The sequence below is a fragment of the Chthoniobacterales bacterium genome, assembly GCA_035274845.1.
GTDB lineage: Bacteria > Verrucomicrobiota > Verrucomicrobiia > Chthoniobacterales > UBA10450 > AV80.
This window is the reverse complement of sequence record DATENU010000015.1, coordinates 112798-126518: the sequence shown is the minus strand read 5'-3', so window position 1 is coordinate 126518 and position 13721 is coordinate 112798. Positions and strand designations below refer to the sequence as shown.

Genomic DNA, 13721 nt, shown 5'->3' with positions numbered 1-13721 from the left:
GTCGTCAAATGCTTATCTATTCTTTTACGCGCTCAAAAGAAAACGGCGATCCAACTTTCGCCGGATCGCCGCTCAAATTGTCAGGTCGTTGTCGGTTACGCTTTGGCCTCTTTTTCGTGCATCTTGCTGCACTCGGCCTTCAACGTCGCCATCTGTTCCTTCGACAGGAAGCCTTCTGCGGATTTCAGGAACTTGTCCATGCTCTCCTTGGTGCAGCCGGACTTGTCGGCCTCGGCGTGGAGGGCTTCCAGCTTCGTCTTCTGTTCACTGGAAAGATTCATCTTCGCGAAGGTCTCGGTCATGCAGACCTTGCTGTCGTTTTTGGCGTGGCTCGCGCAGCAGCTCTTTTTGTCTCCGGCATAGGCGGAGGTGACGGCAACTGCCAAAGCAGCTATCAAAGCTAGTCGTGTAATTTTGCTCATATTGGACAAATAAGACAGCCTCGGGGATTTGTCGTTCAAATTTTCAATTGCTGTTGCCGGGGTGCCGTCGTGTTCCCGGTCCGTCGCCCCTCCGGGGCTGATCCCGCTGCGAAACGAGACTCCCGGAGTTTCGCTTCGCTCCACTCCGGGCTCTAATCCTTCGCGCCTCCGGCGCTTCTCAGTCCCAAAGGGACACCGCAGAAGCTCCGAGTCTGAGTCCGGTAGGGACGCCGGAATAAAGCCCGGAGTGAAGCGAAGCGGAACTCCGGGACGGCTTCCCAAAAACGAAGCCAGCCCCGAAGGGGCGACGGATCGAGACGCCGATGCACGCTGCCGCGGTCCGTCACGCCTTGCAGGGGTTTGACCGCCAGGGCTGCGTCCCCCGGAGTTCGGTTCGCTTCACTCCGGGCCTTATTCCGACGTCCCTTCGGGACTGAGGTGCAGGCGGCGCAGCGCGCGTCACGACTTAGCCTTGTTCTTCTCGTGCGCCTTGGCGCACTCGGTCTTAAAAACAGCCATCTGTTCCTTCGAGAGAATCGATTCGGCCGACTTCATGAACTCCGCAGTGCTTTCCTTCGTGCAGCCAGCCCCCTTACACTTCTCCACCAACGCATCCATCTTCGCCTTCTGGTCCGGGGTGAGTTTGAGATTCGCGTAGGTCGCCGCGCAATCCATCTCGCCCTTTGCCGCGCAGCAACTGCGGTTCTTCTCTTTATCGCCGGCGAAGGCAGGCGTCACCGCGAAAGCTGTCGCCGCCAGCAAAGCGATTGCAGTAAACCTTTTCAAGGGGTGGAGCCTAAGACATCAGCCCGCCCGTGTCGCTCGAATTCTCATCCCGCCGCGAACGTCAGACCCTCGCCCGCAACGTCGACTTTGATGGTTTGCCCCTCCCGGAATTTTCCCTCGAGAATGTCCATGCTCAGCGGATCGAGAACCAATTTCTGGATCGCGCGTTTCAAGGGGCGCGCGCCATAGACCGGATCGTATCCGTGCTTCGCGATGAGCGCCCTGGCCGCGTCCGATAACTGCAGGGTGATCTTCTGGTTCTCCAGCCGGCGCACCAGGCGCTTCAGCTGTATTTCGACAATCTTCTTCAGCTCCTCTTCGTTCAGCCGGTCAAAGATGATGATGTCGTCGATCCGATTCAGGAATTCCGGCCGGAAATGCTGCCGCAAGGCGTCCATCACCAGGCGCTCCCGCGCTTCGGGCGAAGATTCCTCCATGATGTACTGCGACCCAATGTTCGACGTCATGATGATGACGGTATTCTTGAAATCCACCGTCCTCCCCTGTCCGTCCGTGATCCGGCCGTCGTCGAGCACCTGGAGGAGCACATTGAAAACATCCTGGTGCGCCTTCTCGATCTCGTCGAACAGGACCACGGAATACGGTTTGCGCCGGACCGCTTCGCTCAGCTGCCCGCCCTCCTCATAACCGACGTAGCCCGGCGGCGCCCCGATCAAGCGCGAAACCGTGTGTTTCTCCATGTATTCGCTCATGTCGATCCGGATCATGGCCTGCTCGTCGTCGAACAAAAATTCGGCCAGGGCCCGCGAAAGCTCCGTTTTGCCGACGCCGGTTGGCCCGAGAAAAATGAAGGAGCCGATCGGCCGGTTCTCGTCCTGCAATCCAGCCCGGGCCCGGCGGATCGCGCTCGCCACCGAATTAACGGCTGCATCCTGGCCGATGACGCGCTGATGCAAATGCTCCTCCAGCCGGACTAGCTTTTCGCGCTCGCCTTCCTGCAAACGCGAGACCGGAATGTGCGTCCAGCTCGAGACGACCTGGGCGATGTCTTCCTCGGTCACTTCTTCGCGGAGCAACCGGTTGCCGCCCTCTTTGATCTTCTCCTCGACTTCGCGCAGCTTTTTCTCGAGATCGGGAATGCGGCCATATTGCAGTTCGCTCGCCTGGGCCAGCTCGCCGCGGCGTTGCGCTCGTTCCAATTCCGTCCGCGCGTGGTCGAGATCCTCCTTGAATTTCCGCTGGGTCTCGATGATCGACTTTTCCTTCTGCCACTCGGCCTTGAGGGCCGACGATTTCTCCTTCAATTCGGCCAATTCCTTTTCCAGTTTTTTCAGCCGTTCCTTGCTGGCCGCGTCCTTCTCCTTCTTCAACGCCTGGCGCTCCATCTCATGCTGCATGATCTCGCGCTCGACGACGTCCACCTCGGTCGGCATGGAATCGAGCTCGATCTTGAGCCGCGAAGCCGCTTCGTCCACGAGATCGACCGCCTTGTCCGGCAAAAATCGATCGCTGATATAACGATGCGATAACACCGCCGCCGCCACCAGGGCCGCGTCCTGGATTCGGACGCCGTGGTGGACTTCATAGCGTTCCTTCAGTCCGCGCAGGATGGCTATGGTGTCCTCGACGGTAGGCTCCTCCACCATGACCGGCTGGAAACGCCGCTCGAGCGCCGCGTCTTTCTCGATGTATTTTCGGTACTCATCGAGCGTGGTGGCGCCGATCGTTCGCAGTTCGCCGCGGGCCAATTGCGGCTTCAACAGATTCGACGCGTCCACCGATCCTTCCGCCGCGCCCGCGCCGACAATAGTGTGCAGCTCATCGATGAACAAAATGATCTCGCCCTGCGAATCGGTCACTTCTTTCAGGAACGCCTTGAGCCGGTCCTCGAATTCTCCGCGGAACTTCGCGCCGGCGACCATCGACCCGATGTCCATCGCGATGATCTTCTTTTGCTTCAACGATTCCGGGACGTCGCCGCTGATGATGCGCCGAGCCAGGCCTTCCACTATGGCGGTCTTCCCCACGCCTGGCTCGCCGATCAGGACGGGATTGTTTTTTGTCCGCCGGGACAGCACCTGCATCACCCGCCGGATTTCGTTGTCGCGTCCGATGACGGGATCGATCTTCCCGCGCCGGGCCATTTCCGTCAGGTCGCGCCCATATTTTTCCAACGTCTGATATTTTCCTTCCGGGTTTTGGTCGGTCACGCGCTGCGAACCTCGCACCTGCTGGAGCGCCTGCATCAGCTTATCGCGCGTCACGCCGGCGTCCTTCAACAGCTTCGCCGCCGCCCCCTTGCCGTCCGACAGCGCCAGGAGATAGTGTTCGGCGCTGAGGAATTCATCCTTCATCCGCGCCATTTCTTTCTCGGCCGCGTCGATCGTCGTTCGCAAATCGTTGCCGATCCCCTGGTTCAGATTGCCGCCCTGGATTTTCGGGCGCCGCTCCAGGTCCTTCATCAGGCGCTGATGCAAGTCACCGGCCGCCACTCCCATTTTTTCCAGGAGCGGCCGGGTCACCCCTTCGCTCTGGTCGAGGAGGGCCACGAGAAAATGCTCATTCGTTATTTCCTGATGCCCGAGGTCCGACGCCACCGTCTGCGACGCGTGCAGCGCCTCCTGCATCTTCTGGGTAAATTTATCCGGCCGCATGATGTACACGTAGTCTTTGCGATCACTTCCGCAAATACGTGCTTGTGATCAAGGCCTGCGCTTGTGGGTTCGTAAATAGCGAGGAGATCGCGTTTGATGAGTGACTAGCCTAGGCGCGCCTCAACGCTTCTTCTGCGTCTTGCAATTCGTCTGTTCTTCGCCCGTAGCCATATTTTTCAATGAGTTGCTTCGCGGCGGCTAGATCGCCTGCGGCAGACAGCCAAGGGTAGAATTCCTCATTCAAGAATAGCCGCGCGCGGTGCAGGTGAATGTCGGCGAGAAAAAGTTTCATCTGTCCCTGCTCAGCGATGTCGTAAGCTTCGTCTAGGTCTGACTGCGCGCTGTCGACTCCCGTGCGTGCGCCGGTGAGCGAGCGCAACCAGGCGCGCGCGATAAGTCCGCGAGGAAGGTCGTCGATATTGCCAGAGCGTCGGAGTCCCGACACCGCCGAGTCTAACTCTGAGCGGCGTACGCCAAAAGCGAAGTCTGAACGATTTGCTTCCAGAATAGCAGCGCAAATTGCAGCGCGGCCTACGCTAAGACGGTCAAGCGCAATACTAAGGATGTCCGCGCCAGAATATTCAGCTAATTTCAAGGTTTGGGCAGCACGCTCGGCGACTGCACGGCAAGAAAGCGCTGCGTCCTTAACGGCGGAGCAAAGGGGCAGTTTTAGAATTAGTTGCCACGCGACACGTTCCGCCTCACCCATAAGGAAGTCGCAATACCAAAATCCCCACACCGAATGGAGCAGTGGGTAGTCCGGACACTCCTGGACTTGTATCCGCTCGGCTTCCTCGAAGCGCGCTTGCGCCTCAGTTCGGCGACCCGCCCGATCGAGAGCCTCAGCGTGCACCGCTCGCTTGGTCACGCGCTCCTCCAACTCGCCACTTCGGTCGGCGTAGGCCACGGACAGCTCGGCGTTCACCACTGCCGAAGCAACGTCGCCCAATGTCAATTCCAACTCGCTCAGATTACCATAGCTGATGGCCGCACCATTCCACCGCCCAACCTTGACATCCATTTCCCCAGATACCCTCATCGGAGTTAGCGCTTCGGTCAGTCGACCCAACGCGCGCAAACATACCGCGGCTTCATTCAGGAGCCACGCTTGTGCCCCGTCTGCAACCAGAGCCGACGGGCGGCTCCAAGGTTGATCAAAAAAGCACGCAACAGCTCCTAAATTAGAAGCGAACGCGCCAAGTTTCTTATCACTGTAGCCTTGGGCTCGCCGCTTGATCCGATCGTAGTATACGCGTTCTAAGGCCTCCTGCTGCAGTCCTGCGTTGCAGCCATGGGCAACCGCTTGGTAGAGAGGTTGGAGATCCTCCAGCGTGGGCTCGGCCTTGTCCGCCGTGTTCTGCGAAAGATGTTCATAGAGCCGCCGGTGTGCAATACGCCACGCCTCTGGGTTGTTGGTGCGTAATTGGCGAGAAAAGTATTCGCGCACCAGCGGGTGAGCGTCGAGCGAGATCAATCTTCGGTTCGAGCCTCGGTTTACTGCAAGCAGGCTGGCAGCCTCCAATCGAATGAATGCCGCGTTGCATTGGGCCTCGCTGGCACCGACAAGTGCGTCGGTTAACCCCGGTATTGCGGGATTCTGAAGCAAAGCAGCGAGACAGTCTGCGGTCGCTGGACGATCGAACAATCCAAGCAGCCGTAACATCGCGAATGCGAATTTTCCTGGCTCGCCTTCGGACTCGAACCAGCGTCCGTATGCAGCCATGACGCGGAAGGCGTGGCCTCCCTGTTGCTCCGAATCGGCTTGCTCCAACTTCACCAACGCCCGCCGACGAATATCTCCGGCGTGAACGGTATGAAGCCAATTCCCGAGCAGGTTCAACGTTAATGCGTGGCCTTTGACATCCCCGACGAGTGACTCTAACTCTCGGAGTGTTCCCAACACTCCAAGGGATCGGAGCAGCGCCACGCCGGCCGGTTTTGAAAGCTGGTTTAGTCGCTCCTCAGCGACACTTGTCTGCAAGTAAGAATGCAGGTCGGAAACTGAATAGCGTGTAGTGATGATACACAAGCCATTGCTCGCGGAAGCAAGACCTTTCAGCAGCGCGGCTAACCCCAAATCCCTTAGTGCCCCTGGAGTCGGTGATGTTAGCGTATATTGCATCGGCTCAAGACCGTCAAGGACGAGAAGCGTCCGCCGCCCACCGATTAGATGAGCAAGGCGCTGTCCTTTCTCGAACGCCCCATCGCCGCTAGCTGCCATATCGGAGTCACCGAAAAATGAGAGCGCTTCTTTGATAAACACGTCGGACGAAGATAAATTTTCCCTAGTCCCTTGGCTGTAGAAGGACCATGCGAAAGCTGCTTCGCAGCCGGGCCAATTGTTGCGAGCCAAATCTGTAACCCACTTGCTCACGAGAGAGGTTTTCCCTTCCCCACCGACCGCAACGATGCTAAGGACATGAGGGCGGTTCGCTTCCCCGCGAACTGCTCTACCCCAAGCGTCGTTTAGCAGCTGGAGTTCTTCTTTGCGTCCCACGAGTTCAACTGGTGCATACTTGATTATGCGGGATACGTCGAAGTTGGCGGCGCTCTCCGAAGAACGAACAGAAAGCGGTAGAACAACGGAGGTTGTAGGACTTCCTTCCGCTGAAATTACAGACACAATTCTCTCAACAAACCGCAGCACACCCGCGCAAACGTCGTGCTTGGCGTCTCGCGGCTTGACGATGCTCAAGTGATCGTCATCCACGTCGTGAATGGTATACCCAGCGATTCCCGGATTTGCCGACGCCCGAGGAACCACAAGGCCTAGAGCTAGGGGTCGCCACCACCACCGTCCTCTGAACAGTCCAACACTCTCTGCGTAGCTATCGATTGGAATCGGGTGGTGGTGGTGCCATTCGATGAACTCGTCATGAAGAATGTCAAGCGATTCGGCATTGGCACGCATCTCATTCACATGAGCCTGACTACCGCCGAAAAATCTTCCCAATACGCCCGCAGCGTCGGCAAAGGCGGAGCCTTTATGGGGAACGGCGCAGAATACAATCCCTCGAATTACACTAACTAGTCGCTTCCGATCCGTATCAGCAAGCGTTTGGCTGCCTACGATTAGAGATTTCACAATCAACCCGGCCATGCTGTGAGTCACAAATACTACGGGACGCATGCCAATACCCGCGTTGGCAAGCTTTAAGGCGAGGTTGCCCGCCCTTTTATCGATGATCATTCCGGGTTTGCCGAGTGTTGTTAGTCCTGCTGGGTAGCCGACCGCCCAAATTCCACACTGTGGGAAGCGTTTTCCCAACTCTTCTGGCCAAAAGAAGTACGCCGGGTTTCCTTTTTTCGCGTGCGTCCAGGTTCCATGTGACCCACCTCCTAGGCCATGAACGAATACGACGTCGGCCTGCCGGCGTGAATCTGCAGTATTTGCAATCTCGTGAAGTCCGTCGGAATCAGGAGTCATCTGGGGTTCATATGCGACTGCATACTAAGAACAAAAGTTTGCGAAGCCAGACCAAAAATGGTCGCTTTTGGGACAAAGGTGGGGGCTACGTAATATGCGAATCTCCTGGGGCCGTCGGAATTAGGAAAGCGTTGCGATTTTCTCGTTTGGGTTTTCGCCATTGAGATGGTATGCAACGCGATTCGGCCCGGCCTGTGCGCCGACCTCGGCAATCTGGTAATTGACACCGACGGAGTTCACGCGTTGCAGGCCTGTTCATCCCCGCGTATGAGTCTCCGCGATGAGCGCGGAAGCAAAATTGACGGGACGAAGCGCATTGCGCGTACTGCGCAATGCGCCCTACCGGCGCTACATCATTGGTTCGGCGATTTCCGATACCGGCACCTGGATGCAGGTCATGGCGCAGGGCTACGTCATGAGCACGCTGACGACGAAAGCGGTCTGGTTGGGCATGGCTCAGTTCGCGGCGGGCCTCCCGATGCTGGCGCTTACGATGGTCGGCGGGGCCGCCGCCGACAAATACGACAAGCGCAAAATCCTGCTCGTCACTCAATACGTCCAGATCACGCTCGCTCTCGCCATCGGTTATCTGGTCTGGAAAAACCAGATCGCCATCTGGCATATTCTGGCGTTCGCGGCGATCCTCGGTGTTTCGAATTCGTTCGAAATGCCGACGCTCTCCGCGCTTGTGCCCGAGCTGGTCGAAAAGGAGCAAATTCCAAGCGCCATCGCGATCGATCGCTCGGTCTTCCACGGCTCCCGCGTGTTCGGGCCGACGATTGGCGGCATTCTCATCAGTCTCTGGGGGACCGCCTCCGCCTTTTTCGCCAACGCCCTTTCCTTCGTGGCCCTGATCATCGCGCTGCTCTCGCTGCCACCTCGTTCAAAAGGCAGCGCGGAGGAGGAAGAAAAGCGAACCAGCGGAATCAAAGACGGCTTCCGTTTTGTAGCCAACGACAGACCGAGTCTCGCCATGGTCACGCTGATCGCCACCCAGTCGGTCTGCATCTTTCCGATCATCACCGTGATGATGCCGCTCTATGTGCGATTGGTCCTCGGACTGGGCCCGGATCGCCTCGGCTTTCTCATGGGCGCTTCGGCCATCGGATCGCTGGTCGGCTCGATTTTTCTCATCGGCCTGGCGCGAGAAAAACGGGTGCCGCTCATGATTTTCTGCGCGCTGGGCGTGACCGGAGCAATCCTGGGGCTCTCGCTCGGACCGAGTTTCTACGTCGCCACGGCGCTGCTGGTAGTTAACTCGTTGGGTCTGGCGACGAATTTCGGGCTCGCCAGCACCATCGTCCAGGAACGGGCGCCCGACTATTTGCGTGGCCGCGTCTCGGCCGTGTTCATGCTGAGCTTCGTCGGCCTGATGCCGATCGCCGGCCTGGGCGTCACCAGTTTGTCCGACTTCATTGGAATGAAAACCGCCCTGGCCATCGCCGCGACCGCGTACGGCGCGATCACGGTCCTGGTGTTGTTGCGCGTGCGCAAGGAATGCTCGGGTCCAGGAATGGCCACAGCGCATATCGGCACTCCCGCCAGTCCAGCGACAGCAACTGTTCCTTAACGATGCGAATTGAATTGCCTTTGGTAGGGACGGCGCGCTGCGCCGTCCGTTTCCGCGACCCGCTGCACGCCTACGGACGGCGCAGCGCACCGTCCCTACCTTGAAAACATGATCTCCTTCTCCACCTGTTGGAACTCCGGCCGCCATACCGACGGCGCCGAAATGCTGCGCGAGATCAAGAACCTCGGCTTCAACCGCGTCGAGCTCGGGCACGGCATCCGCATTTCGCTCATGCCGGGCATCCAGAAAATGTTCGAAGCCGGTGAAGTGGAGTTCACGAGCCTGCATAATTTCTGTCCGCTCCCAGTCGAGATCACGCACGCCTCACCCGATTGCTACAAAATCTCGGCCGCCTACACGAAGGAACGGGAACGCGCGATCAAACACACGTTTAAAACCATCGATTTCGCGGAGCGGCTCGGCGCACCCTTTGTGGTTCTGCACTGCGGCGAAGTGGAAATGAATCCCATCACGGACGAATTGATCGCCCTGGCTAAGGCCGGACAGCTGCTCTCCCGCGAATATGTGCGCAAGAAAGTGAAATCCGTCCAAACGCGCGAAGCCGCCGCGCCACCTTATCTCGAACGCGTGAAGGATTCGCTCAAGCGCATCGCCGAATACGCCGCGAAGAAAAACATCCGGCTCGGAGTGGAAGGCCGGCGCGGCTACGAAGAGATCCCGACCGAACGCGAGCTGCCCGCGTTGCTCGACGAATTGAACTCGTCCCAACTCGGCTACTGGCACGACATGGGCCACATCCAGATCAAGGAAAATCTCGGGTTCCTCAATCACGCCGAGTGGTTGCGCGCAATTGGACCGCGGGCTTTCGGTTGTCACCTCCAGGATTGCAAATGGCCGGCGCAGGACCACCAGGCGCCGTTCACCGGCATGGTGAATTTGGAGAATCTTGTTCCGCTTCTTCCGGCGAACTGCTTATTTGTCTGGGAAATGGGCCCGCGCAGGACCGCCGAGGAAATCCGCCAATCTGTCGCGCGTTGGAAAGAACACTTCGGCGAATGAAAAAAACGATCCTGACGATTATCCAACTGGCCGTCACTGGCGGGCTCCTCTACTGGGTTTTTCACGACCCGGCGGTGCGAAGCGCGATGGCGGTGGCGATTCGCGACGCGGACTACCGCTGGATTGTCGCCGCGATGTTTGCCTACTTCCTGGTCGAGCTCGCCGCAGTCGTCCGCTGGCAGATTCTCTTGAAAGTCCAGGGAATCAACCTGAGCACCGGACGGCTCGGTGCACTGTTTCTCATTGGAATGTTTTATAATCAGTTTCTTCCCGGAGGCACGGGCGGCGACATCATCAAAACCTACCTGCTCTGGAAGGAGACTCCCAAGCAAAGGCCTGGGGCGCTTCTCGCCGTGCTCTTCGATCGAATGGTCGGGCTGATTGCCTTGATCATTATCACCGGCATTCTGATTTTCCTGCGCTACGGCTGGCTGACCCGCGAAACCGCCGCGCAGCTCGACACCAATCCGCTTCATAATCCGCGCTTTTACGTCTGGGTCGTTTTGGCCGTTTTCGGGGCATCCGTCCTCTTCCTGGGCACAACTTTTATCGTGAGCGGGTTCAATCTCCTGCGAAAACTTCCCCATCGATTTCCGGGCCGGGACAAGCTGATTGAAATCTCGGCCGCTTATCATCTTTACGCGCGGCACTGGCGCGCGACCGCCGCCGCCTTCGCCGCATCATGGGTCTGTCACCTCGGGACCTTTGCCACCTTCCTTTGCGTCGCCTACGCCTTCCAGGCCAACGTCGCAGTGGTCGATTTCTTCGCCATCATGCCGATCGAGCGCACGATTTCATCGTTGCCGATCAGTTTCGCTGGGGTCGGGACGCGCGAGTTCATTCTCCAGGTCATGCTCTTCAATCTCTGCGCGGTTCCTCCGGCCGTCGCGCGAATGATCGGGCTCACCGGCTTTCTGGTGATCGTGGTTTGCTGCCTCCCCGGCGGAATTGTCTATTTCTTCTACAAACCGAGCGGCGCCACCGGCCATGTGAGGATGCGCGAGATGAAGGAGGAGTTCGCCACCCTCGAGCATGAAATCGCCGAGAAAGAAGAATAGGAAATCTTCTACGAAGGGCAGGCGTCCGTTCGTTGCGGTGACGTTCGCGATGACCCTCGACGGCAAAATCACGACGAAAAACTTCACGCCGGTCGATTTCACTTCGCGCGAAGACAAGACTCATCTTTTGCGGCAACGCGCCCTGGGCGACGCCGTCCTGATCGGCCACAGCACCCTCAAGCACGACAACGTCCGGCTCGGCGTGCCCGATCCGAAAATGCGCGAGGCCCGCGTGGCGCGAGGACAAACGCCCTATCCGCTACGCGTGATTGTCTCAAACGAAGGCCGGATTGATTCGGACCTGAAACTCTTCCAAACCGACATTTCACCAATCGTCATTTTTTCCACGCTCCGGATGCCGGCCCGGTATCAGAAAGCGCTCCGGGAAAAAGCGACGCTTCACCTGAGCGACGCGCGGTCAGTCGATCTTGGGTGGATGTTGCAACAGCTGCGAAGAGACTACGGCATTCGATCGGTGGCCTGCGAAGGCGGGGCCACGCTCTTTCGCGCCTTGCTCGAGAAAGACCTGGTCGACCAGCTCAATCTGACGATCGCCCCGTTCCTCTTTGGTGGCGCCGACGCCCCAACCTTGACCGGCCTGAGCAAGGAATTTTTGCCCCGAAGCGTTCAGTGCACGCTGACCGAGATGCGAACCGTCGGCGAGGAATGTTTTTTGACGTATCGAATCAAGCGTCCGCGGCGATAAGGCCCAAGGAGCGGCGCTTTCCAAACCGCCGATCTGCAAGAGGCGATTTCATCGCCTCATTCTTAAATCCCGCGGCAATGCCTCCGTAGGCCAGAGGGCGGTTTGGAAAGCGCCCCTCCTTGGTACTAAAACAACGGCGGCTCCTTCGCCGCCGGTCGTGGTCGTCGCACCAGCTCACCACCGCAATTCGGACAGATGGCGCTGAGCGTTTCCATGCAAGCCGGGCAGAAAGTGCATTCGTAGACGCAGATGTGCGCCTCATCTCTCGGCTCCAGTTTGCGCCCGCACTTCTCACACGATTTTTTCAATTCAAGGGCCATTGTTACCTTTCACTGCGTTGCGCTCATTCAGGGCGAGTCTATCCTCACTGGCGGATGAGCACGAGCGAATCCGCTCCATGCATACCGGCAATTCCATCCTCATGCAGGCCCCCCGGAGCGCTATCTTCGAAACGGCCGCGAACCTCGAACTGTGGCCAAAGATTCTGCCCCACTACCGCTACATAAAATACCTCGAGCGCGGCCCCGATCGCAATCTCGTGGTCATGGCCGCCGTCCGCGGGGGAATCCCTATCTCGTGGACCTCCGAACAAATTATCGATCGGGAGAAAATGGAAGTTCATTTCCATCACCTGAAAGCTTGGACAAAAGGGATGCATGTGGTCTGGTCCTTCCAGGAAACACCGGCGGGCGTTCTGGTGGAGATTGTGCATGATCTTCGATTCCGAATCCCCATCCTCGCCCCCGTCGCCGAGCCGATCATCGGACACGGATTCATCCATCCGGTGGCCAGCAAAACTCTCCGTTGCATGAAAGCATACTTGGAAAACTCAATCGAAAATCGAGAATCGAAAATCGAAAATGCCTAGGCGTCGCGCAGTCATTACCGGCATCGGCCCAATCACGTCCATCGGGATCGGGCGGGAGAATTTTTGGCATGGCCTGCGCGCGGAGAAGAGTGGCATTCAGCGCATTTCCAGCTTCGACACCTCGGAGTTCAACGCGCATTGCGGCGGTGAGATTCCGGAGTGGACCCCGGAAGATCACTTTCCGCCGCATCGCTTAAAGCGGCTCGACCGCTACGCCCAGTTCGCGGTGGCCTCGGCAAAAATGGCGCTCGACGACGCCGGCCTGCCCTATTCGCAACAGACGCCGCAACATCGCGTGGGCGTCAGTTTTGGGACCGCTCTCGGAGGCGTGGCGAATGCCGAATACCAGCACGCGCATTTCCTGAAGAAGGGGACCCGCGGCGTGAACCAGACGCTCGCGCTCCAGGTTTTTGGCGGCTCGGCGCACTCGAATATTGCGATCGAGTTTGGGTTTCGGGGTGTCGGCACGACCAACTCAAACAGTTGCGCCAGCGGGACCGTCGCCGTCGGCGAAGCGCTTCGTTATATCCGGGACGACTTCGCGGACGTCATTGTGGCGGGGGGAGCGGAAGCGCCCCTTAGTCCCCTCACCTTCGGCGCCTTTGCCATCATCAAAACAATGAGCCAATGGACAGGTGACCCGGCGCTGGCCTGCAGGCCGTTCGATCTCCGGCGGGACGGGTTCGTCATGGGAGAAGGCGCGACCTCGCTCGTAATTGAGGAGCTCGAACACGCGCGGAAACGCGGCGCCCGCATCTTTGCGGAAGTGCTCGGCTACAGTTTGAATAACGATGCGTTCCACATGACTTCACCTCTTCCCAGCGGCGAATCGTGCATTCGGGCGATCCGGGACGCCCTCGCCGACGCTCAGCTTGGCCCCGAGCAGATTGATTACGTCAACGCCCACGCCAGCTCGACCCAACTGAACGACAGCACCGAAACCATGGCCATTAAGCAGGTGTTCGGCGAGCACGCGAAAACTTTGCCGACCAGCGGAACCAAGGCCTACACGGGGCATCCCCTCGGCGCGACCGGCGCAATCGAAGCGGCGATCTGCGCCCTGGCCATCGAACAAAAATGGATACCGCCCACTTTGAACCGTAACGAGCCCGATCCCGCTTGTGATCTCGATGTCGTGCCAAATCAGGGTCGCGATGCCGAATTGAATTATGTCCTGAGCAATTCCTTCGGTTTCGGCGGGATCAATTCGTGTGTGATTCTCGGGCGGGTGTAGCGGTTGAATTGTAGG

10 protein-coding genes are annotated in these 13721 nt (G+C 58.5%); 6 read left to right on the top strand and 4 right to left on the bottom strand.

Annotated features, from left to right (window positions below; all coding sequences use genetic code 11):
- Window positions 1–95: 95 nt before the first annotated feature.
- From VJU77_10195 to VJU77_10180, 4 genes are all read right to left on the bottom strand, one after another.
- Complete coding sequence (locus VJU77_10195) at window positions 96–422, bottom strand: hypothetical protein (GenBank protein HKP03712.1); 327 nt, start codon at window positions 420–422, stop codon at window positions 96–98.
- A 459-nt stretch (window positions 423–881) separates the two neighbouring features.
- On the bottom strand, window positions 882–1208 hold the full coding sequence (locus tag VJU77_10190; GenBank protein ID HKP03711.1) for a hypothetical protein: 327 nt from the start codon (window positions 1206–1208) through the stop codon (window positions 882–884).
- A gap of 44 nt (window positions 1209–1252) precedes the next feature.
- Window positions 1253–3823 carry an ATP-dependent chaperone ClpB gene (gene clpB / locus VJU77_10185; protein ID HKP03710.1) on the bottom strand — a complete coding sequence of 857 codons (2571 nt, stop codon included), beginning with the start codon at window positions 3821–3823 and terminating at the stop codon, window positions 1253–1255.
- Between the two features lie 109 nt (window positions 3824–3932).
- Window positions 3933–7013, bottom strand: a complete 3081-nt coding sequence (locus VJU77_10180) for an ATP-binding protein (protein ID HKP03709.1) — start codon at window positions 7011–7013, stop codon at window positions 3933–3935.
- Window positions 7014–7530: 517 nt separating this feature from the next.
- On the opposite strand from VJU77_10180, the gene VJU77_10175 reads away from it, so the two are divergent.
- From VJU77_10175 to VJU77_10150, 6 genes are all read left to right on the top strand, one after another.
- Window positions 7531–8820, top strand: coding sequence for an MFS transporter (locus tag VJU77_10175; GenBank protein ID HKP03708.1), 1290 nt, complete (start codon window positions 7531–7533; stop codon window positions 8818–8820).
- Between the two features lie 108 nt (window positions 8821–8928).
- Complete coding sequence (locus VJU77_10170; protein ID HKP03707.1) at window positions 8929–9840, top strand: TIM barrel protein; 912 nt, start codon at window positions 8929–8931, stop codon at window positions 9838–9840.
- On the top strand, window positions 9837–10898 hold the full coding sequence (locus VJU77_10165; GenBank protein HKP03706.1) for a lysylphosphatidylglycerol synthase transmembrane domain-containing protein: 1062 nt from the start codon (window positions 9837–9839) through the stop codon (window positions 10896–10898). Before VJU77_10170 ends, VJU77_10165 begins: the two co-directional genes overlap by 4 nt.
- Complete coding sequence (locus VJU77_10160; GenBank protein HKP03705.1) at window positions 10873–11604, top strand: RibD family protein; 732 nt, start codon at window positions 10873–10875, stop codon at window positions 11602–11604. Before VJU77_10165 ends, VJU77_10160 begins: the two co-directional genes overlap by 26 nt.
- Window positions 11605–11941: 337 nt before the next feature.
- Entirely contained in the window at window positions 11942–12472 is a 531-nt protein-coding gene (locus tag VJU77_10155; GenBank protein HKP03704.1) for an SRPBCC family protein, read from the top strand.
- The gene (locus tag VJU77_10150) at window positions 12465–13706 is read left to right on the top strand and encodes a beta-ketoacyl-[acyl-carrier-protein] synthase family protein (protein ID HKP03703.1); all 1242 of its coding nucleotides are present in this window, start codon (window positions 12465–12467) and stop codon (window positions 13704–13706) included. Before VJU77_10155 ends, VJU77_10150 begins: the two co-directional genes overlap by 8 nt.
- Window positions 13707–13721 lie beyond the last annotated feature (15 nt).